Raw genomic sequence first — 20,738 nt, 5'->3', positions numbered from 1 at the left:
GGTTCCTCCAACAAGTCGGTTCGTCTATTCGTTTTTTTGTGTCCGTCTGCCGGGCCATCGGTCGGTGATGGGCCGGGGCAAGGTCGATTCGGGATGGGTTCGATCGCGGATCGTGGTCATCAGCAAGCTGACAGACTCCTATTTATAATCCCCACTCTGGAAGTTATCCACAGGCTAGCGTGTTGTAAATACACAAATGTGAATAACACTCCTGTAATTTGTGGATAGAAGTTTGGGCAAGGATCTGACTTATCCACATATTCACAATGATTTTGTGGATAAACTACATAGGTGTCATTTGCCTGCGATTGTGAAGAAGTCTTCCCTTCATCGTCCTGCCTTTGAACTGGAGATGGATGGATAATCTGTGGAAAACTTCCCTTAGGGTGGTGAACATGCTATAAAGATTCGAGTACTATCCAGGCGAAAACCCCTGTTTAGACCGGGTCTTCGTGTAAAGTAGTCAAGGTAATTTAGTAGGACTTCAAATTGCCCTGCCCGGGCGCGCCCGGACAGGCCGAAAAACGGGAGCGTTTATTATGAAGAGGACTTTCCAGCCTAATAATCGTCGTCGTCACATGAAGCATGGTTTTCGCCAGCGCATGCGTACTCGCGAAGGTCGCGCACTGATCAATCGTCGTCGCGCCAAAGGCCGCAAGACCCTTGCCGCTTGATTCCGGTAGCGGATCCCTTTGATTCCTATCGATCGGATTGATCAACTCAAACAAGATCAATCAAGCGGTCAAGCACGATCGTTCGCACGACGAGATGAAGTGAAAGCGCTACTTCGGTGGCGCTTTAATTTTATGTCGGCGATGCCTGTGGATTTGTCGCATCTGTCTTTTTGGCAAGGGATTTAAACAGATTTATAGATTTAGATTTATAGGATAAGACGTATGGAAGGCGTATGGAACGACTGAAATCTCATCGTGATTTCGTGGCGGTGCTCAAGCATCGACGCAAAGTATCGACCCGGGATTTGGTCCTGCATTATCGTTTGCAGGACCTTTCGTCGGGCCTGTCTTCCCCTGCCGATTCCCAAAGGGAAGTGGCGGATCCGTCCCCAAAAGGCTTTAACGGTTCAAGCGATCAACCTATCTACCTGGGGCTGGCCGTCTCCAAGGCGGTCGGGCATGCCGTAGAGAGGAACAAGGTCAAACGGCGTTTCCGTGTCCTTGCCCGAAAATACGAGCCTTTGCTTGCCCAAGCCTTGAAGGATCGACCGGGGACGAGGCTTTCCCTGGTCATGCGGGCCAAGCCTCAGACGGCCCATGTCCCTTTCGCTGACCTAGACCAGCAGGTGGAGAAGGCCTTTGTCAAGCTGGTCCGGCAGATGAACGGCTCGGACGGGCGGCCATGAAGGACCTGTTCCTACGCCTGATTCGGTTCTATCAGAGGAAAATCTCCCCTTTTCGCCCGCCTTCCTGCAAGTACTACCCCACCTGTTCGGCTTACGCTTTGACGGCAATCGACCGCTTCGGCGCTTTTCGCGGGGGGCTTTTGGCCCTGCTTCGTCTCGCCCGTTGCCGTCCCTGGAGTGATGGGGGCATCGACGACGTCCCGCGGAAATTCTCTCTTTTCTACCGTTTTTCCTGGTCAAAAGCCCATGAAGAGCCCCGTCTCGTTCCTGAGGCTTGGCTTGAAAAACCGGTCTCACAGGCGGAAAACCAAGCAGAACCAGGCGTTCATGTATAATCGGGCCTTAGACCTGAAAGCTGATTCTTATCACCGGATTTTTCACGATCGACATGATCGGACGAATTAAGAAACGTAACTACTAAGGGGATTTCATGGCTCTCGATCAAGGCTTCTTCGGCTGGATCTACAAGATTCTGCGACCGCTCGAAATCGCGATGACCTACATCATCAAATTCTTTCATGACATTCTGACCAACATCGGCCTTCGAGGGCAGCAAGGAATCGCCTGGGTGATCTCCGTCATGCTTCTGGTGGTGCTTGTCCGCCTGCTGATTCTTCCCCTCTTCATCAAACAGATGGTCTCCATGCGGAATATGCAGGCAGTCCAACCCCAACTGCAGAAAATCCAGAACAAGTACAAGGGGAAGACCGACCCAGCCAGCCGTGAAGCCATGAGCCGGGAAACCATGAAGATCTACCAGGACAATCATGTGAACCCTGCCGGGTCCTGCATTCCCGCCCTCATCCAGTCCCCCGTCTTCATGGCCATGTTCTATACCCTTTCCATGGTCACTTATATCTCCAACGGGGCCCGTGGTCCTCTCGGCGCTTTTGATAAGGCTGTTTCCACTGAATTCGCTCAGGCTCGGGTTTTCAACATCACCCTGTCCTCCATGTTCACCACGGCGAATCCTGGCGGAAAAATCACCATCGGCATTTTCGTGGCCCTCATGTGCTTCACCATGTTCTACTCCCAGTGGCACAACACCCGCCGGAACATGCCTCGCGCATCCATGCAAGGCCGGTCTTACCGCACCCAGATGATGATGTCTTTCATCTTCCCGGTCATGTACATCTTCTCCGGTATCGCCTTCCCCTTCGCCGTCCTGGTCTACTGGCTGACCAACAACATCTGGACTTTGGGACAGACCTTCTGGCAGACCTACAATATGCCTACTCCTGGCTCCCCCGCCGCCGAGGCCAAAGAGAAGCGCGATTATAAGCGCGAGACCGCTCGCCGCAAGCGGGCCGGGGAGATCTCCATAGAAGAGGAAGCCCTGCTCAAGGCCAAGGAAGAAGAGGAACGGCTGAAGAGCGAGGGACATCAACGCAAACAGCCGGTCCGCAAAAAGCGCAAGTAGAAGCGCACGTAGGGGTCTGCCAAAGCCTGGTAAGGCCTGGGACGTGGACTTCATCTGGTCCGGGCTTTCCGGGATTCCGACGTTTTGCGCCAGTTTCGCTTCCCCTTGATATAGACTAGATGAATAGGCATTGTCTGGCTTGATGCAGCATGGCGCTGTATGGCGGTCGGGCGGTATGAAGACTCGACAAAAGCAGGAACAAGGAGCTGATATGGCGGACGAGGAAGAGCGTTCCATCGAGCAGTTGAACGACGAGGCCGACATCGCGGCCGATTACCTGGAAGGTCTTTTGGATATCGTCGATTATGAGGGCGATATTGAACTGGCCGTTCGCAATGGGCGTCCGACTGTGGAGATCGTCGCTGACGATGACCGTGATATCAAGAACCTGATTGGCCGCCATGGCGAGGTGGTCAACGCCTTGCAGCAGCTGGCCCGTCTGGCTGTGCAGCAGAAGACCGGCGAACGTTCCCGTCTGATTCTGGATGTGGACGGGTATTTGTCCCGGCGGCGCAAGCATCTGGAGGATGTTGCTCTGGACGCCGTGGATGAGGTCCGGGAGTCTGGGGAGCCCGTCTCTCTTCGTTATATGAATTCCTTCGAACGCAAGATTGTGCATGATGTCGTTCGGGAGGAAGGCCTCAAATCCAGGTCGCATGGCGTGGAGCCCAAGCGGTATGTGACGATTTATATGAAGGCCCAGAATGATGGCGATCTGGCCGACGAAGCTGATGAGGTCAATGATCTTGATGCCATTGATGAAGTTGGTGTTGTGGATGAATCGAATGACGTTAATGACGAAGAGATGAATTTCAGCGAAATCGCGACTGATCAGGTCGACGACATCGACGAAATCAATGAGGCGGCCGAGTCGGACAATTCGGATGAGTCGGATGACTTTGATGAGGACGATGTCGATTCTTCCGATGATGATCATGCGGATGCTGTTTTCGATCAGGAAGCTCCTTTGGATGACGGGTCTGAAGAAGCCGCCAAAGAGCAGGAGGCTGGCGAATAAGCGTGGCCGATCAGCTGGACTCCTCCCCCATCATTGAGCAGGTTCTAGGCCCTGCGACCGCGAAATTGACGCGATTCCATGCGAAATTGGAAAAAGAAGGCGAACCCCGCGGCCTGATTGGTCCCCGTGATGTCGATATCATTTGGGAGCGGCATATCCTCAATTCCGCAGCCCTTCTCCCCTTCGTTCGCACGGCTTTGGATGCTATCCCTTCCCGGCTTTATTTGGGCGAAGTTGATGGCGAAAACGCTCCCATTGTGGGAGATATCGGCTCTGGTGGTGGATTTCCTGGCATCGTTCTTGCCGCCCTTCTCCCCCATGTCAGGTTCTTCCTTATTGAACCGATGGAACGACGCTGCGAATGGCTTCAGGAAGTGGTGGAAGAACTTGATTTGAATAACGCCACTATTGTGCGCGCCCGCACGGAGGAGCTGGAGGCCATCCTCAAGAGGAAAGCCGGTGGAAAATCCGGGAAAACTCGAGGAAAAGGCAAAAACTCTCTGAAATTTGACAGATCCGCCTCCGCCAAGAATATAGGAAAGCTGGAGAAAGCGGGTACGGCGCCGAATATTGATGCAATTAATAACGCAGTTGACGCGGTTAACAACGCAAATCACATTGACAAGTCTGAGAACGCCAAATATACCGAAGATGCCAATCAGTTCCACAAGATGCTGTCTCTTCACAGGAACACCTCTTATTTTGATGCCTGGGAGCTCTTCCAAGAGGAGAACCCGTATTTCTCCGGTTTCAATATCGTCACCTGCCGGGCTGTCGCTCCGATGACGAAACTTGCTCGGATGACCCTTCCCCTATTAGTGCCAGGCGGTCGTTTGATCGCGCTCAAGGGGAAATCGGCGCAGGCGGAACTTGATAAGGCCGAAAAAGAACTCAGGAAAAACCATGCTGATTCTTATCATGCCTATCTCGCTCCTATCGGTCCAGGACTTGAACCAACGCATGTGGTGACTGTCTCCAAAAAGTAGGATTCCAAAGAGTCCAACCGTTTCACTTCCCCCAGCTTTTTCTCCTTCCTCTCCCCTCTCCGCTTTCTTCCTCTCCACTGGCTTGATCTTCTTCCCGCTCCTCTTCCTCTCTTCCCTAGCTGACCTCTTTTCTCTTCCTTCCCCTGAATTGATCCCCTCCCCTTATCTTTCTTGATCTCATACTTGCTTTCTGATAAAGCTGACTTCGATTTTTCATCACTTCCGCCTTATTTCGGCCCGACTTATCCACATTCGGCTCGGCCGATTTGCTTGTGTCGATGAAATATAGAAGAATGGAGTAGTCGTTTTAAGGGGGTCCTATGTCCGATGTTTCACGTGAAACATTTTCTTCGAAGAATGAGGGAAGTGCTTCTGACGAACCGGTTTTCGAGTCTGCGCAGGACATCCTTAACCGTATTTTCCAAGGTTCGAATTCTGGATTTGGTAGTGAGCTGGCTAATGAGAACGCTCGCCTGAAGAAACTCAAAGGGAGTAAATTCGAGCACCCGAAAGAAACCAGGTATATTGCGGTTTCAAATCAAAAGGGCGGAGTCGGTAAGACAACCTCTGCCGTGAATCTTGCTGCTGCTTTCGCTGAGGGTGGCTTGCAAGTTCTTATCATCGATATGGATCCGCAGGGGAATGCTTCCACCGCCTTGGGTATCCCCCACGGGCCGGAGGACGTGACTGTTTATGATGTGATTGAAGGAAGATACGACATGGCTGATGCCGTCGAGGTCTGTCCTGACTTTGACTCGCTCGATGTCGTCCCTTCCAGCATTGATCTCAGCGGTGCCGAGTTGGAAATAGTCGATATGGAAAATCGGACAGAGCTTTTGAAGCAACAGCTTCAAAGGTATATCTCAACATCGTCGAAGCATTACGATTACGTCATCATTGATTGCGCCCCTAGCCTAGGTTTACTGGTTTTGAACGCCTTATGTGCCGTTACCGAGGTCTTGATTCCTATTCAAGCGGAATATTATGCTTTGGAAGGGCTTGGCCAGCTTCTTCATACCATCCAGCTCGTTCAAAAATCGATGAATCATTCCCTGATTATTTCCACGATGATTGTGACGATGTTCGATAAGAGAACTCTCTTGAGCCGAGAGGTCTATGACGAAATCAAACAGCACTATAAAGATATCGTGTTGAAGACCACGATCCCTCGATCTGTACGGATTTCTGAGGCTCCAAGTTTCAACCAGAGCGTCATCACTTACGATTCGCGTGGGAATGGTGCCATCGCTTATCGTGAAGCAGCTCTTGAAATCAATCGTAATTCAAAGAAAATTTTAGCCCTTCTTCATGAGAAAGGACATAAGAATGCCTAAGAAGTCGCGCCTAGGCAAAGGTGTCGGTGCACTTTTCCCAACTTTGCCTACCCTTGACGAAGAGAACGAGCTTGAAGCGCGTGAATCGGTGAATGTTTCACGTGAAACATCTCAAATTTCCTCAGGAAAAAACGTAGGAAAACGGCGGAAAACTACCAAAACCGGCAATAGTCGTTTTTCCGATGACAGTTCTTCGGTACCTGCCGAATCATCTTTGACCAGTAAAAAGCGTGGGATTAACAAAAAGCAAAAGAATTACATTCCATCTTTAGCGGATTCCATTCATCCTTCTGATTTCTTCTTTGATTCAACCGGTATTCTAGACCTGAACAAGAAAACGAGGAATCATCTTCATAAGAAAGACGAAGTAAATCATTCAAACGACTCTAAGCCAAAGAAGACTAGCTTCGCTCAGTCTTCTTCTTCAGGGGAAGAGGACAGTCCTAGCAATAACCAAGAGAATGACTCAACTTCTGAGGGATCGTCAAGCGTCAATGCGATGGCATCTCCTCATACTCCTGATGCTTCCTCTCAGATGGCTTATTCTGAAGACATGAACTTGGATGAAAGCTCTAGCGAGTCTACTGATTCTTCGAAGAGCAGTTCTATTCCACCGAAGAATGAGGAACGGGGAACCGCTGTAGTCGGTGCTAAGAATAATCAGCGGCAGAAGGAAGGCCAAAGATCCACACCTGAGGAAGAAGGAGGGAGTGAAAAGATAAACTCCAGTCTTCCTAACTTTAGCGATGTGATCGAAGGAAACGATTTGACTGGCCTGAATAGTGTCCAGGTCGCCCCTGCGGGAGTGAATTCATCTACCATTCGTCAGCAAGAGATCTCTCAAACGGATAATGAATCCGCAGGGATCCAAGAGATGACGAATGAATCCGGGGGAATCGTTGATTCAAACGGAGCGGTCAAAGAATCACATGGTCTCACAGGCTCGGTTGGTTCTGGAAACTCTTCTGATTTGGTCGAATCTGCGAATCCAAGCCCAGCAACCCTAGCAGAACAGATGACTGATGAGAGTGCTCATAAACCTGAAACCCAGCAAGTAGTAGGGGAGAAGAGCCACTTGGAAGTGAATGTTTCACGTGAAACAATTCCAGATCAATCTCCGTCTGAGCAGCAGTCTTCTGAAAAACAGGATGAAGCGAGTGACAAGAATCCGGCTGCTATAGAGCAACCGGAGGATATCGGAATCGTGAAAAACAAAAAGAATTCTCAAGCGGTAGAATCCTCTCAGAATGCTGAATCGGGTGAAGGCGAAGAGCCAGATCTTGTCCCGGTTGAGGGGGGATATCTCGCTGAAATCGCCATTGATGATATTTCTCCCAATGAGAAGCAGCCTCGGTCCGTATTCGCCGAAGAAGAGCTGCAGGAATTGGCGGATTCCATCAAAGAAGTCGGCGTTCTTCAGCCCGTCGTTGTCCGGAAGCGTGATGACTTCGCCACGCCTTATGAGCTCATCATGGGGGAGAGGCGACTGAGGGCAAGCAAACTTGCAGGTCTCGATAAGATCCCTGCGATTGTGCGGACAACAGCTGATGACAGCATGCTCCGAGATGCGCTCTTGGAGAATCTTCATCGAGTCGCCCTCAATCCGTTGGAGGAAGCCGCGGCTTACCAGCAAATGATGGAGGACTTCGGTTTGACGCAGGAACAGCTATCCCAGTCCATTTCCAAGTCGCGTCCACAGATCGCTAATACTTTGAGGCTCCTGCAACTGCCTGGAAGTATCCAGAAGAAAGTCGCATCGGGAGTGCTTTCTGCTGGACATGCTCGAGCGCTTTTGGCTTTACCATCCGCCGAACAGATGGAATCGTTGGCTAAGAGGGTTGTGGCAGAAGGTCTTTCGGTTCGTTCCACGGAAGAAATCGTCGCGCTTCAGCTTGGGAACAAGAAGAATCAACGAAAGCGTAAGCCGGCCAATATCTGGTCGGGATCTCCCGAAATCACCGAACTGAGTGATTTCTTCGAGACGAAGGTCGATATTAAAGGCAGCGGGAAGAAAGGCAAGATTGAGATCACCTTTACTTCCGCTGATGATCTTCATCGTATCATTGATTTGGTCAAAGGCTATGGCGATACCAACGATGGGAAAGACGATAATACGGATGGTTGGTTCTAGGGAAGCGGCATATCAGCGAAATTGAGTACCGAAAAACCTGTCAATCATTGATTGATGATCAACTGATGATGAATGAATAAATAAATTTCTCAAATCATCTTACAAAAAATACCGTATATACAGAAAACAATCCGTATATACGGTTTCCTCGAAGTCATGATCTTAGTCAGTCCTTCTGAGAGCGACTTAGGAGGCTTCCTCTTCAAGGTAAGCCTGGGCGTCGAGTGCGGCTCGGCAGCCCATCCCGGCTGCGGAAATCGCTTGGCGATAGACCTTGTCAGTTACGTCGCCAGCGGCGAAAACCCCAGGAATGGAAGTGCGGGTGGAAGCGCCTTCAATGACTATGTAACCATCTTGGTCCGTATTGATCTGGCCGTTGAGGAAAGAGGTCTGCGGATCGCTGCCGATGGCGATGAAGACGCCGTGGGCGGGGATTTGCTTCTCTTCGCCGGTCTTCACGTTCTTGACGGTCACGGACTGGGCGGACTTGTCTTCGCCGTTGACGGAAGTGACGACGGAATCGAGAACGAAGTCGATTTTCTCGTTGTTTCTGGCCCGGTCCACCTGAACTTGCGAAGCGCGGAACTCATCACGACGATGGATGATGGTGACAGAGCTGCTAAAGCGAGTCAGGAAGAGGGCGTCAGTCAGGGCTGTATCGCCCCCGCCCACAACGACGATGGGTTGTTTGCGGAAGAAGCTCCCATCGCATGTGGCGCAGTAGGAGACACCGCGGCCGGAAAATTCCACTTCTCCCGGCACCCCCAATTTGCGATAGCTGGAGCCGGTGGTGACAAGGACGACCTCAGCCTGATAGGTCTGCCCGTCGTCGGTGGCGACCGAATGCAGGGGATGTTTTGAATCGGATGGTTGGTCAAGCGCGGTGGAGACGACGTCTTTGTACTCGATGCGCGCCCCGAAGCGTTCCGCCTGCTCGCGCATCTTGTCCATCAAATCAGGACCGAGCACGCCGTCTGGGAAACCTGGATAATTCTCGACTTCGGTCGTGTTGACCAGCTGTCCGCCAGGAGTCAAAGCCCCGGCCAAAACCAAAGGCTGATAGCCGGCTCTGGCGAGGTACAAGGCGGCGGTGTAACCGGCGGGGCCGGAACCGATGATGATCGCTCGCTCTTTCTGTGGTCCCGATGCTTGGGCCGCCGCCTGCTTCTTCGCGTTCGCGTTGGGGGACAAGGAGATGAGGTTGCCCATGGGGTTTCCGGATGCCTGAAGTTGCGAGTTCTGAGAGTTCTGGGAATTCTGAGGATTTGTGGGCGATGTCTCTGGAGAGAGGGAGATGAGGTTTGCCATGATTCTCCTTGTCTGTTGGCAGGTATTGGATCTTATCCAGTTCCTTGCCTGTTTTTCACCTGCCGGTGGCTGGTGGTTCGTGTATCTTCTGTGGGTTCGCAGCGAGTCAATTCCTGAAAACCGAACGATATCGGAACGCATAAACCTCACAATATTCATTAATAATCATACGAAAACATGAATATAACCTTTAATAAATCAGAGGGGGCTAAGTCGCCCGTCTTCAGATTTGCTCGTTCATGTTTAGCTATTCGCGTTCTCAAGGCCGTGTCAGGAACTCAATTCTGGACGCAATCAGAACAAGTGAATCAGGTCGAATAAAATTCCCGAAACAAGGGGAAAGGGCAGAATTCTTCTGACAGCATAGAGGAGTCGTGGAGGGGTAAGAGACTATATGCGGGGGTGATGGCGCCACAGAGGGAGGAGAACGCAAGAGCATGGGAGTCTGCGGAGCGAGAAAAGCAAAACAGTCGATCGCGAGAAGAGACCGTGAGAAGGGGCCGCGGAAAGACGAGAAAAGTCATGGAGCGAGGAAACAGATGGAACGAGGAGGCCGCTGGGGAAGGGGACACCGCAGGAGGAAGGGGAAGAAGAGGACAGGGCGGCTTATAATCAATCCGCCCTGTAGCCCCTGTAGCCATGGGAACCGTCAGTAAGCCATGAGGTGGGTGAAGTAGAGGTAACGGCTGGTCGGAAGGGAGTCGGCCGGAACCCAGATGACGATTCGGTCGGTCTGCACTGGCCTGCTCAAAGTCACCATCGTGCTGCCGGAGAGGTCAAAGGAGAACTTCGCCAAAGCATAGCCATTGATTGGGTTGGTCTGGTCCGCATCCGCGTAGATGTAGGCCGTCCCACCGGAATCCCGCATGCCGATGTTGAGCTTGCTCACGGTCACCTTCTGGGAGAAGGTGATGGCCAAGCCATAACCGTTCTGCCCATTGGGTTTATTGAGGAAGACCCGGCTCTTGATAGGCAAGGGGGTGGTGTTGGTGGAAGCCGGGGGAGCGGGGACCGCTTGGGCGTTCATCTGCTGGGGGTAGGAAGTGGCCTGGGGGCCGGCCGCCGGCGCACTTTGGCTGGGCTTCTCTTTCTGCTGCGCAGGGGAGGAGGAAGGTTTGGCGGAAGGCTGAGCCGGCTTGGAAGAGGGCTTCGCGGACTCCTTGGGCGACGCCTTTCCAGATGACGAGGAGTTGCCCTCTTCACCGGGATAAGAAGCCTGCAAACTTGGCCAGACATCCCCATTGCCACCGGACTTGAGGGCGGGGTGGTTGAAGATGCCCAAAGCCGACGACGCCACGGCCAAGGCGACGATCAGGATGATTCCGACCAAAGCCACGGTGAGCGTGCGCTTGCGGACAAGGGTGTTCCTTTCCTCGCGCTTTTGTCGAGCCACCTGCTGCCGGTAGAGACGCTCGCGCTCATCTTCCGGGGCGTTCTTGCCGGAGTCAGCCCTGATATTGTTCTTAGACCCACCGGTCTTTCCGGACCAGGGGAAGGAAAGATAAGAGCGAGCTTGGCGGCTGGAAGAGAGCGATGCCGGGGCCGTGGCCGAAGGCGATGCCGGGCCAGAATTCGAAGCGGAAGCTTGAGCGGAGGCTGATTCGCCACGGGAATCCACGGAGCCGGGTCGGATTTCAACGGGCTCAAAGGACTCGGAGTTTCCAGAGGGCTTAAAGAAGCCGGCATTGAAATCGCTGGAAGTGTCAGTGCCGGCGGTTGCGGAGGTCCGGGGAAGAATCGTGGGAGGCAGTGATTCTGGCCCGCGCGAAGCCTTTCCTCCCTGATCCTGAGGCTGCACGACCTGCGAAAGACGCTCGGAAGTGGTCATAGTCCGGGGATGGACAGAATGGTCAGGGTGTCCGGACTGACCTAGCTGACCTGGTTTTCCGGATTGGCTGGAGTATCCGGATGTACCAGCCTGGCCAGCCTCTCCCCGGTCGCTCTTGGGCAGGCCTTCAGCTCCTGCGGAAACGACCGAGGCTGCGGTCGCAGCCGGATTGATGGCGATGGCCCGGGTGCTGCTGTTCGCCTCCTCGGGGTAAGCACGGGGGGCGATATGCGGGGTGTTCCCGGTCAAGGAGGAGACGTCATCGAAGTTATTGTCGTCATCGAATTCGGAGAAGAAATCGTCGGTGTGCGGCCGGAGGGAAATCTCCTGATCGCGCTCGAAAAGTTGGTCTCTGTCCCAGGATTGATGGGATTGGATGACCCTGGCCGGCTTCTGGGCGTTCGCCCTCGGCCTGGTGAAAAGTTCCGGGGGAAGATAGAAGTCCAGGTCGTTATCCGGCCCAACCAGATGGGGAGCCTGAGGAACCAGTTTCATCAAACTGACGGAAGCCGTCTCCTGCCGGAAGGGGCCTTCGACGTCGGAGAAGGAGAGCTGGTCCCAAGGCAGGAAGTCCCCCAACAAGGCGGACAACTCGAAGAGGGTATAAACAGGAGCCACGGAAAGGCCCTGTTCGTCCTTCAACCCAAGGCCGCGGGCGCAGATGATGGAGAATTCATCAGGAAGAGGCTGCACGGTGGAAGCGGAGGCCAGGTCGGCAAGGCTGGAATCCTTATCCGGGTCGAAGGGCCGATCGGTGAGGAGCTCGAAGAGCACGGCGGCGATCTGACGGGCCATGCTCGTCTGCCCGCTCATGCCGCGGGCGTCGGTCATGAGGGGGGAATCCTGAACTAGGATGGGGGATACGGCCAAATCAGCCAGCAAGAGCTTCTTCTGGGTCATGCGGACCGTCTGAGTGCTGATGAGATGGTGGTAGATGCCGGCTTGGGAAAGGGCCTGCCCGTAGCCGATCAACTCGCCGATGATGGACCTGATGGCCTTCTGGCTCAGGCGGCGGTTCGGGGCGACCGGCCGGGTCAGACCGTGGTCGGACGAAATGGAAGAAGCCGAAGAGGGCAGGGCGGAGGACGGACCGCCAGCCGGGGATTTGGCGCTCGGGGCCGAGCTGGCGCCCGAATCCGCCTCCTGGGCGGGGGAGTGGATGTACTGGGCCAGGCTGATGCCGGGATCATATGGCTGGGCGATCAGATAGACCTGGGAAGTCCGGTAGGACTGGTCCAAAGGTGTGCAGAAATCGAAGCGAGAGGTGGCCAGAGTGGAAGTGAGCAGGTTGATTTGGTTGAAGACGGAAGTGTCAGTGACCAGGAAAAGCTGGCAATCGCGGGAGAAAGAGATATCATGCGCGGTGAAAGCGGCCATGCCGGACCCATCGGCCAGCAGGCGCTTCAGCTCGTACCTATTGAGTACCACATCACCAGGCTTGATGTTCATGGATAGTCTCTTTTGCTCGGTTCGTTGTGACCCCTTACCGCCTTCCATTGTATGGACAGGGGTCACCCTTTGTGAGACCACGGATGAAGCGGTTTTCATGGGCTGGGCGGGGACGTTGACGTCGTTGGTTTGTCTGGTTTGTTTGGCTCGGTTGATTTGACTGATCTGGTTGGAGCCACCGACTTGACCGGACCCGTTCGCCTGGTCCGAAGGCAGGGAATCCTTGGCCAGGTGGGGTTGGGAGTAGGGGGCCAAGGAGGCGAGTTCCGCCGCCTGGTCGGGCTGGGCGGCCTGATTGACTTGATCGGCCTGATCCGCCCGGTCAAGGGCGGTGGCCAGATAGTCATCATCCGGCTTCACCGGCTCGGAAACGACCTTGCGGGTCTGGACCTGACGGGAGTGGAGGCGGTCGATGATGGTCCGCCCGAACTTCACCTTGCCCAAACCCAGCTTCATGACGATCTGCAAGGCAATATCCACCACATCGTCGGTACGGGTCAGGACCAGAAGGGCCCCATAAACCGCCAAAGCCACCAGACCGGTGATGGCGCAGAACAAGATGGACAGGACCCAGGAAATATGACCCTGAGGGCCGGCCAGGTTCACATGGAAGACCATCAGAAGGAGTCGGTAGAGATAGTAAGAGACGAACCCGGTCGCGACGGCGGCGACCAGGCTTTTACCCAAAGACAGGAAGATGCGGCCTACATTGAGACTGCCGTGGAAAAGCTTTTTTTGGGTCATATAAATCAGGAAGGGGATGCTGATGGCGTAGCTGATCGTCATGGAGACGCCGATTCCCACAGTCCAGAAGCGCGGGGGAAGTCCGAAGCGGATGACCGCCAATCCCACCACGAAGAAAGCGTTTTGGATCAAAGCGAAGATGAAAGGATGTTTTCCGTCCTCGAAGGCGTAGAAAGTGCGCTGGAGGAAGAGGAAGGTGGACGCAGCCCAGCAGTTCAGGCTCAAGGCGATGAGCACGGGGGCGATCAGGTTGATCTCTTTCAGGGGGACCGAAGGCAGCAGGGCTTTGATCACCGGGACGGGGATGGCCACCAGAACCGCGGTGAAAAAGAGCATGATGACACCGCAGCGGCGCAGGGATTGGCTGAGGGTGTCGCGGGCGTCCTTGAGGTTGCCTTCCGCCACGTCCGCCGACAGCCGGGGGAAGATGGCTGTGGCGATGGAAACAGCCACCAGGGAGTAGGGCAGGAGGTAAATGGTGAGTGCGTTCTGATAGGTGGCGTTGCCGGCGATTCCGAAAACATCGTCGCCTTGGATGGGCGCCCCGCTGGCGATGCGGGTGTTGAAGATGTTGACCGCCTGGCCCAGCAGGACGATGCTTAGGCTCCAGACGCCCACGGAACCCATGGATCGTAGGCCGATTCCTCGCAGCCCCCAGCGGGGACGGTAATGGTAGCCGGTCTGCATCAGGGGGATGAAAAGGACCAGGGCTTGAAAAGCCACGCCCAAGGTCCACATGCCGGCCAGAAGGAAGACCCGGGGGGTGGTCCAGAAGGCCATGCTGGCGTGGCTGGCGTTGCCGAAAAGACGGATGAAAAGGCCGAATCCTAGGCAGGCGATGACGTTGGCACCAACCGAGCTCCAGGAATAGGCGGCGAAGCGTTCCTGGGCGGCCAGGATCTGCCCCAGAATGGTATAGAGGCCATAAAAGAAGATCTGAGGCATGCACCAGAGGGTGAAGGAATCGACCAGGGCGTGCTGGCTGGCCGTCCAATTGGAGCTGAGGTAAAGGCTGGTGACCAGATGGGTCCCGGCCATGAGCAGGAGGGTGACGCCCAGCAGGAGGACGATGGACAGGGTGATGATCTTATCCAGGCGTTCCTTGGCGTCCTCCTCCTTTAAGGCCCGGACGATCTGGGGGACCAGGACGGCGTTGAAGATTCCGCCGGAGAGGATGGTGAAGAGGACCTGGGGGATCATGGATCCGGTCTGGTAGGCGTTGGCGGCGATGCCGGTGGTGCCGACCGCCCAGGCCAGAAGGATGCTGCGTGCCTGCCCGGTCAGACGGGAAAAGAAGGTTCCCAAGGCCATGATGGCCGAGTTGCGCCCGACCGAGGATTGACCGCTCTTCCCGGATTCCGCCTGGGGGTTCCCCTGAGGGGCTTTTCCTCGTTTGGTCTTTCCTGTACTCATATGAAATCCTGTTCTGCCTGTGCTGTGACTGTCCTGCCTGCTGTGACCGATCCGGTCGAATTTAGCCGCCTGGCCTGATCGGAGCCGTTTCATTCCCTGCCGCCGTCTTGCCTTGGAGGGCTCGTTTGGTCTGTCGGTAAGCACCGAGGAGTCCCAAGACCACCGCCAAGGCGATGATGGCGTAACCGACCGGCCCATTGACGGCGAAAGATCCGATGATTTGCGTACTGGAGGCCGTCCCGAAGGCCTTGCCCCGCCTGTCCACCAGGCTGATCCGCGCCTTGCCCCGCCTGCCGCTGAGCACGGAGACGGTCATGGAGACCTGCTGATCGTCATGGGCGCCGACGGTGATTCCATCGACCGGGGTCAGGCTGATCCCCAGGTTCTGGGCCACGTCCTTCTCCACCGTCCCCCGCAGCCCCACCTGGATGGGGAAAGGGAGGTCATTGGTGATGGTGACCGGGAGGGTGACCTTATCGGACACGGCGTTCAAGGAGCCGACCCGGTTGAGCTGAATGGCGGCGGCCAAGGCCCGGATGACGGCATGGATGTCTTCCCCCTGCTTGGAGACGCTTTCCGGAGTCGCGTCCCAGGTGAAGCCCCTTTGGGCGATCGCTTCCAGGGATTTCTCCAAACCGGAGATCCAGCTATCGGAATTCTGCAGGGTATAGCCCGGGGCCGTGGCTTGAGAGTCCTTGCGGACGTTCCCTTTGGAAAGACCCTGGGCGTTCGCGGAGGAGGATTGGCCGCGGTTCTTGGAGGGGACGAGCACGTGGTCGCGGAAATCCCTCAGGTTGGCCTTGTCTTTGGACAGCTGCGCGAGGGCGGACCGGTAGGCGTCCACTGCGGTCCCCTCGGTTACGGGCTCGTTGGCTTGGGCCATGGTTTTGGCCTGGTCCGGGCTGTAATGGCTGTCGGCCGCGATCAGGTCGGTCAATTGTTTGGTCTCCACCCAGGGAAGGTTATGGACGGTGCCTAGGAAAGCGCGCAGGGACTTGAGGTAGGCCTGATAGCCCCCTTCGCCCCGGTCCGCCCAGGAAGTGCCGAGATTGACTAGGAGGATGCGCTTTTCATAGGGGGCTTGGGTCTCGTAGAAGGCGCTGTAAGCGATCGTCTTGTTGACGGACATGGCCTGGTCCATGTGGGACGAGCTGAGGTTCCGGTCGGCGGTGAGTACAGTCACATCCCCGGCGCTGGTGGGAACGGTCACCTTGTCCGTATGCACGGTGGAATCCTCGAGGTCGCTGAACCCTTTTTGGGAGAGCACGGTCTTATAGCCGAGGGTCCGTGCCTGGGTCAAGGAATCCAAGGTCCAGGCCGTCGTCTTGTTGGAGAGGGCGATGGGGGAGCTGGCCGCCTTTGTTCCCGCCCGTTTGGCCAGGTCGTCGCTGGTCTGGGCCTTGAGGGTCTCCTCGTTGATTCCGGTCTCCGGCCAGGAAGAGGATTTCACCTGGCTGATGGTATTGATATCCAGGCCGTCGCTTTGGCTGAAAGCCGAGATCTTGGAACCGACCAGAGTCCCGGCCAGGCGGGGGTCGGCTACCAGGTTGAGGAAGGAATAGTCGGAGGCCAGTTTTTGCAAGGTCTCCTGCCTGGATTTGCTCTCTTTGCTCGTCGGATAAAGGAAGGCGGACAGGTTTTTGACGGCTATGGCCCCTTCGCCTTGGACCAGCCGCCTCAATGCCTGACTGGATGGAGCCTGGCCTTGCTCCAATCGTGATGTCACCGGCAGCAGGAAGACCAGACCGAGCTTAGGCAGGTCTTTTTCCGGCCGATCGGCGTTGGAACGGGTGAGGAAGGTGCGCAAAGTCGTGGTGATCTGGCTGCCCAAAGGAGCCACCGCCTTGACGCTGATGAGCAAGGGTTTGGCTCCCCAGGTCATGGAGGTCAGGGTCTGCTGGGAGGAATCCAAGGAGATGTCCACCGTCCGCGAATCTCCGGTTTTCATGGCTGGCAGGGTGGCCGTCCCCAGGCTTTGGCTGGTCGTGATCGCGCTGGAGTCGGCCTTTCCCGAAGCCCAATCGGAGATGCTGCTGCTGTTGGGGAAAAGATAGGTGGGGTTGGTGAAAAGCTCCACCGTCCCGCTCCGGATGGCCCGGTTGGTTCGGATGCGTATGACCGCTTTGAAGCCGGATTCCGCGGTGACCACCGGGGTGGAGGAGATTAGGGTGATCGTCAGCCCGGCTGAGGAAGTCTGGTAGTCGGACTTGTTCGTGTAGGAAGTTCCGCTCTGACTGCCCTGACTGCCCTGTCCGTCTTGGCTGGCGGCAAAAGCCTGGCTGGGCAAAGCGATCGCGGAAGGCAGGACGAGGGCGAGGAGGAAGGCCAGCAAGAGACGAAAAGAATGATTGCCGCGCCGGCGGGGATCGGTCAGGGTCTTTTCCGCTTCAGATGTCGGTCTCATGGGCTTTTTTGTTCTTTCGCTCATACAACCAGACGATCCTCCGCTCATTGGGATAGGACAAAACATCAGGCAGGTCTTTGAAATCGACCCAGATAGCGTCCTCAGCCTCATGGTCGGGGTCGCCTTCCACGGTCAAATGGCCGCCGGTCTGCCTTAAAACGTAATGATGGACCAACTTATGCACGCGCTGGGTCGTGCCGGTGAACCAATAATCGATGGTGGCGATGGAATCTATCACTTCGCCCAGAATCCCGGTTTCCTCGTGGACTTCGCGCACGGCCGTCTGCTCGGGGGTCTCCCCTTTTTCTATATGTCCCTTCGGCAGGCACCATTCGATATGGCCGGAGCGGGAATGACGGACGATGATGGCGACGCGGCCTTGGTCATCGAAAATGAGGCCGCCTGCTGAATATTCGCGGACGATGGGCAGATCTTGATTATCCAGGGAAGGGAAGGTCCCGGCGTCATCGCGTTTATGGGCCATGACCGCGGGAGTGGCGGTCACCCGGGAGTGATTGTCCTTAAGGGAATCGGAGTCCGACTCCTCGTACAGGTGGGCGTCCGCCTCTTCTTGCAGGAGTTCCTCGTAAACAGCCGTCAGCAGGGAATGAGGGTCGTCATCCTCATAGGAATAGTCGCCATGGGGACGGATCTCCACCGAAGAATGAGGGGTCTGGGAACTGTAGACCGGGGAGGAATCGTCATCAAGCCCCAGATCCGGGGTGAAATCCTGGGAGGCAGGAGAACGGCCCTGGTCGGGGGCGCCGTCCGTTTGGGGGCCTTGATCCTGATGGCCGCTGGCGCGATTGTCTTTGCGGCTGCCGCTGTAACCATTTTCATGGCTCTTCTGCCCGCCAGGGCCGCTGCAATCGTTTTGACTGCGATTTTGGGCATACTTCAGGCCGCTTTTGGCGCGTTTCATCATTCGCGCAATATCGCCTGGAGTAACAGTCACATGTACTAGTTTACGTGGAATTTGTGGGAAAGGGGTAATAGGTGGTAAATTTCCTGAAAAAATGGCGCTTCGCGAACATCGGGGAGCCTGTCAGCCTATCGCGGCCGGCGGGGAAGGGGGACCGGCCGGCTTCGTCTTTTTTACGCATTCCGTTAAGATGGATTCGGTAAGAAAACGGCGCTCCTTCCCAGAACGGCTGTCACAAAGCTCGAAGGGCGCGAAGAATGAATGACGAACGGCGGACGATGAACGGCGAACAGACGGAAGCGGAGGCCCGGTCCATGACGACCATGACGATGGCGAATGAGCAGGAAGGTGGATCCGTGGAATCGCGGATCTCCCGCCTTCCTCAGGTGGCTCTGGACCTGGGGGAGGTCTTCTCCCAAGCCGGCTTCGACCTGGCCCTGGTGGGAGGCCCCGTCCGGGACCTGCTTCTGGGCCGCGACCCCCATGACCTGGATTTCTGCACTTCCGCCAAACCGGAGGAATTCGAGCCCCTGTTGCGCAAGTGGGGGGACGGGTTCTGGGATATGGGCCGCAAGTTCGGCACTCTAGGGACTTTGAAAAAGCTGGCCGATGGGACCGAAGTCTCCATCGAAGTGACCACCTACCGCAGCGAGGTCTACGACCCTGATTCCCGCAAACCCGAAGTGGACTACGGGGACAGCCTGGAAGGCGACCTTTCCCGCCGCGATTTCACGGTCAATTCCATGGCCATCCGCCTGCCCGAGATGGAATTCGTCGACGTTTTCGGCGGTCTGGAAGACCTGGACCGTCGCATCCTACGGACTCCGGTGGAGCCGGAGCAGTCCTTCTCCGATGACCCCTTGCGCATGATGAGGGCGGTGAGGTTCGTCGCCCAGCTGGATTTCCGCATCAGCCTGGACACGTCCGCCGCCATCGCCCGGATGGCCGACAGGATTGAAATCGTCTCGGCGGAAAGGGTCCGCGACGAACTGGTCAAATTGCTTTTGAGCGCCCACCCCCGCAAAGGCCTGGAAAACCTCGTCGCGTCCGGTCTGGCCGATTATGTGCTGCCGGAGCTGCCCGCCTTGCAGATGGAGATGGACCCCCAACATCATCATAAAGACGTCTTCGAGCACACCATGAAGGTCTTGGAACGGGCCATCGCCTTGGAGACGGATGCCGAAGGGCCGGTCCCCGCTCCCGACTTGGAACTGCGCCTGGCAGCCGTCATGCATGACGTCGGCAAGCCGCGGACCCGCCGGTTCGAGCCTGACGGCAAAGTCAGCTTTTACCATCATGACGCCGTCGGGGCGAAAATCACCAAACGAAGGTTGAAAGCCCTGCATTTCGACCACCACATCGTCAACGACGTGGCTGACTTGGTCAATATGCACCTGCGTTTCCATGGTTACGTGGATGAGCCCTGGTCCGACTCCGCCGTCCGCCGGTATGTGAAAGACGCCGGTCCTCTCTATCACCGGCTCAACAGGCTGACCCGGGCGGACGCCACCACCCAGAACAAGCGGAAGGCCCTGGCCTTCGAACAAGCCATGGATGAGTTGGAAAGGCGCGTGGAGGACCTGAAGAAAAAAGAGGATTTCGCGGCCATCCGCCCGGACTTGAATGGAGACCAAATCATGCAGATCTTAGGCTTGGCCCCGGGCAGGGAAGTGGGGAAGGCCTACAAGCATATGCTGGAATTCCGCATGGATAACGGGCCCGTGGACCATGAGACGGCGGTGGCCGAGCTCCAATCCTGGTGGGCCAATCAGTTCCCGCGGTTGTAAGCCGTGTGTTCCTGGGCCTTGGGAAGCTTGGCCATCTTATCCGCTTTCAGGCAGCCGTCCACGGACTGCATCTTCTTGCCCGCGGTCACGGTGATCTTGGAGGTGGAGTTCAGGTTCTTGAAATTCTCGCCGATGACGACGTCCAAGAGCTGGTCCTGGCGGTCGTCCATGCGCAGGACCACGTCGTTGGGGAATTGGGCCCGCAAAGTGTAGGCTTCTTGGATGGCGTTCCGGCCGAAGTAGATGATGGAGTTCTTAGTGGTGGTCTTGGACTCCCAATCGCCCACCCCTTGGACGCCGAAGCCACGGTTGGTGAACTCCTGGGCGACGGCCGTGGCCAGGCCGGCGTACGTGGTGCCGTTGAGCACACGCAGGTGGATGTCGCTCATATTGAGGGCGGTCTCTTTGCCGGGCACGAGACAGGAGGTTTGGACCCCGTAGTTGTTGGCCTGGGACCCGGAGGCGTCCTTCTTCGGAGATCCGATCCAGCCCATGGCCAGAGGAATGGCGATGGCGACGGCTATGACCAAGGCGATGATCACGGTGGTGAGTACGACCTTGTGACGGTCGCGCAGATAGAGGGCGCGCTCGGCGCGCTCTTCCCTGGTAGTGGATTTAGGCATCGGTTATCCTC

General features: G+C 56.0%; 13 protein-coding genes and 1 pseudogene. 9 read left to right on the top strand and 5 right to left on the bottom strand.

All coding sequences use genetic code 11. The features are described from left to right. Positions 1–539 precede the first annotated feature (539 nt). The 8 genes and pseudogenes from rpmH (at position 540) to PSDT_RS07935 (ending at position 8,249) form a co-directional block, all read left to right on the top strand. Positions 540–674 carry a 50S ribosomal protein L34 gene (rpmH, locus tag PSDT_RS08200; protein WP_006289991.1) on the top strand — a complete coding sequence of 45 codons (135 nt, stop codon included), beginning with the start codon at positions 540–542 and terminating at the stop codon, positions 672–674. Between the two features lie 233 nt (positions 675–907). Beyond that, positions 908–1,360 carry a ribonuclease P protein component gene (rnpA, locus tag PSDT_RS07785; protein WP_006289992.1) on the top strand — a complete coding sequence of 151 codons (453 nt, stop codon included), beginning with the start codon at positions 908–910 and terminating at the stop codon, positions 1,358–1,360. Beyond that, positions 1,357–1,695 (top strand): membrane protein insertion efficiency factor YidD, encoded by a 339-nt coding sequence (yidD, locus tag PSDT_RS07780; RefSeq protein ID WP_006288461.1) that lies wholly within the window; start codon positions 1,357–1,359, stop codon positions 1,693–1,695. Before rnpA ends, yidD begins: the two co-directional genes overlap by 4 nt. Positions 1,696–1,790: 95 nt before the next feature. Further along, a complete protein-coding gene (gene yidC / locus PSDT_RS07775; protein WP_006288462.1) occupies positions 1,791–2,780 on the top strand; it encodes a membrane protein insertase YidC in 990 nt (329 codons plus the stop codon). A gap of 211 nt (positions 2,781–2,991) precedes the next feature. Next, positions 2,992–3,525 (top strand): annotated as a pseudogene (locus PSDT_RS07770) (Jag family protein); the annotation flags it as partial. A gap of 275 nt (positions 3,526–3,800) precedes the next feature. Further along, a complete protein-coding gene (locus tag PSDT_RS07765; RefSeq protein ID WP_006288464.1) occupies positions 3,801–4,784 on the top strand; it encodes a 16S rRNA (guanine(527)-N(7))-methyltransferase RsmG in 984 nt (327 codons plus the stop codon). 320 nt (positions 4,785–5,104) lie between these two features. Next, positions 5,105–6,118: a ParA family protein gene (locus tag PSDT_RS07760; protein WP_006288465.1), complete on the top strand. Its 1,014-nt coding sequence runs from the start codon at positions 5,105–5,107 to the stop codon at positions 6,116–6,118. Positions 6,119–7,133: 1,015 nt separating this feature from the next. Continuing rightward, entirely contained in the window at positions 7,134–8,249 is a 1,116-nt protein-coding gene (locus PSDT_RS07935) for a ParB/RepB/Spo0J family partition protein (protein ID WP_036737505.1), read from the top strand. Between the two features lie 186 nt (positions 8,250–8,435). Here PSDT_RS07935 and trxB read toward each other — a convergent pair whose 3' ends face one another. The 4 genes from trxB to PSDT_RS08690 form a co-directional block, all read right to left on the bottom strand. Then, complete coding sequence (trxB, locus tag PSDT_RS07750; protein WP_006289996.1) at positions 8,436–9,557, bottom strand: thioredoxin-disulfide reductase; 1,122 nt, start codon at positions 9,555–9,557, stop codon at positions 8,436–8,438. A gap of 649 nt (positions 9,558–10,206) precedes the next feature. After that, positions 10,207–14,889 carry a murein biosynthesis integral membrane protein MurJ gene (locus PSDT_RS07745; RefSeq protein WP_006288468.1) on the bottom strand — a complete coding sequence of 1,561 codons (4,683 nt, stop codon included), beginning with the start codon at positions 14,887–14,889 and terminating at the stop codon, positions 10,207–10,209. A 163-nt stretch (positions 14,890–15,052) separates the two neighbouring features. Further along, positions 15,053–17,395, bottom strand: coding sequence for a DUF6049 family protein (locus PSDT_RS07740; RefSeq protein WP_006289998.1), 2,343 nt, complete (start codon positions 17,393–17,395; stop codon positions 15,053–15,055). Further along, positions 17,379–18,320 carry an NUDIX hydrolase gene (locus tag PSDT_RS08690; RefSeq protein ID WP_006288470.1) on the bottom strand — a complete coding sequence of 314 codons (942 nt, stop codon included), beginning with the start codon at positions 18,318–18,320 and terminating at the stop codon, positions 17,379–17,381. Before PSDT_RS08690 ends, PSDT_RS07740 begins: the two co-directional genes overlap by 17 nt. 326 nt (positions 18,321–18,646) lie before the next feature. Between PSDT_RS08690 and PSDT_RS07730 the strand changes: the two genes are divergently transcribed. Further along, complete coding sequence (locus PSDT_RS07730; protein ID WP_006288471.1) at positions 18,647–20,104, top strand: CCA tRNA nucleotidyltransferase; 1,458 nt, start codon at positions 18,647–18,649, stop codon at positions 20,102–20,104. On the opposite strand, the gene PSDT_RS07725 is transcribed toward PSDT_RS07730, so the two are convergent. Then, positions 20,086–20,727 carry a LytR C-terminal domain-containing protein gene (locus PSDT_RS07725; RefSeq protein ID WP_006288472.1) on the bottom strand — a complete coding sequence of 214 codons (642 nt, stop codon included), beginning with the start codon at positions 20,725–20,727 and terminating at the stop codon, positions 20,086–20,088. The genes PSDT_RS07730 and PSDT_RS07725 overlap by 19 nt on opposite strands. Between the last annotated feature and the right edge of the window lie 11 nt (positions 20,728–20,738).

It is taken from the genome of Parascardovia denticolens DSM 10105 = JCM 12538, from assembly GCF_001042675.1.
Taxonomy (GTDB): Bacteria; Actinomycetota; Actinomycetes; order Actinomycetales; family Bifidobacteriaceae; genus Scardovia; species Scardovia denticolens.
Note: the sequence above shows the minus strand (reverse complement) of the source record. Positions and strands in the feature narration are given on the sequence as shown.

Excerpts from the sequence above, each read along its gene's own strand:
- rpmH (WP_006289991.1), top strand. The coding sequence starts at position 540 with ATGAAGAGGACTTTCCAGCCTAATAATCGTCGTCGTCACATGAAGCAT.
- rnpA (WP_006289992.1), top strand. The coding sequence starts at position 908 with ATGGAACGACTGAAATCTCATCGTGATTTCGTGGCGGTGCTCAAGCAT.
- yidD (WP_006288461.1), top strand. The coding sequence starts at position 1,357 with ATGAAGGACCTGTTCCTACGCCTGATTCGGTTCTATCAGAGGAAAATC.
- yidC (WP_006288462.1), top strand. The coding sequence starts at position 1,791 with ATGGCTCTCGATCAAGGCTTCTTCGGCTGGATCTACAAGATTCTGCGA.
- PSDT_RS07760 (WP_006288465.1), top strand. The coding sequence starts at position 5,105 with ATGTCCGATGTTTCACGTGAAACATTTTCTTCGAAGAATGAGGGAAGT.
- PSDT_RS07935 (WP_036737505.1), top strand. The coding sequence starts at position 7,134 with ATGACTGATGAGAGTGCTCATAAACCTGAAACCCAGCAAGTAGTAGGG.
- trxB (WP_006289996.1), bottom strand. The coding sequence starts at position 9,557 with ATGGCAAACCTCATCTCCCTCTCTCCAGAGACATCGCCCACAAATCCT.
- PSDT_RS07745 (WP_006288468.1), bottom strand. The coding sequence starts at position 14,889 with ATGGCCTTGGGAACCTTCTTTTCCCGTCTGACCGGGCAGGCACGCAGC.
- PSDT_RS07740 (WP_006289998.1), bottom strand. The coding sequence starts at position 17,395 with ATGAGACCGACATCTGAAGCGGAAAAGACCCTGACCGATCCCCGCCGG.
- PSDT_RS08690 (WP_006288470.1), bottom strand. The coding sequence starts at position 18,320 with ATGATGAAACGCGCCAAAAGCGGCCTGAAGTATGCCCAAAATCGCAGT.
- PSDT_RS07730 (WP_006288471.1), top strand. The coding sequence starts at position 18,647 with ATGGCGAATGAGCAGGAAGGTGGATCCGTGGAATCGCGGATCTCCCGC.
- PSDT_RS07725 (WP_006288472.1), bottom strand. The coding sequence starts at position 20,727 with ATGCCTAAATCCACTACCAGGGAAGAGCGCGCCGAGCGCGCCCTCTAT.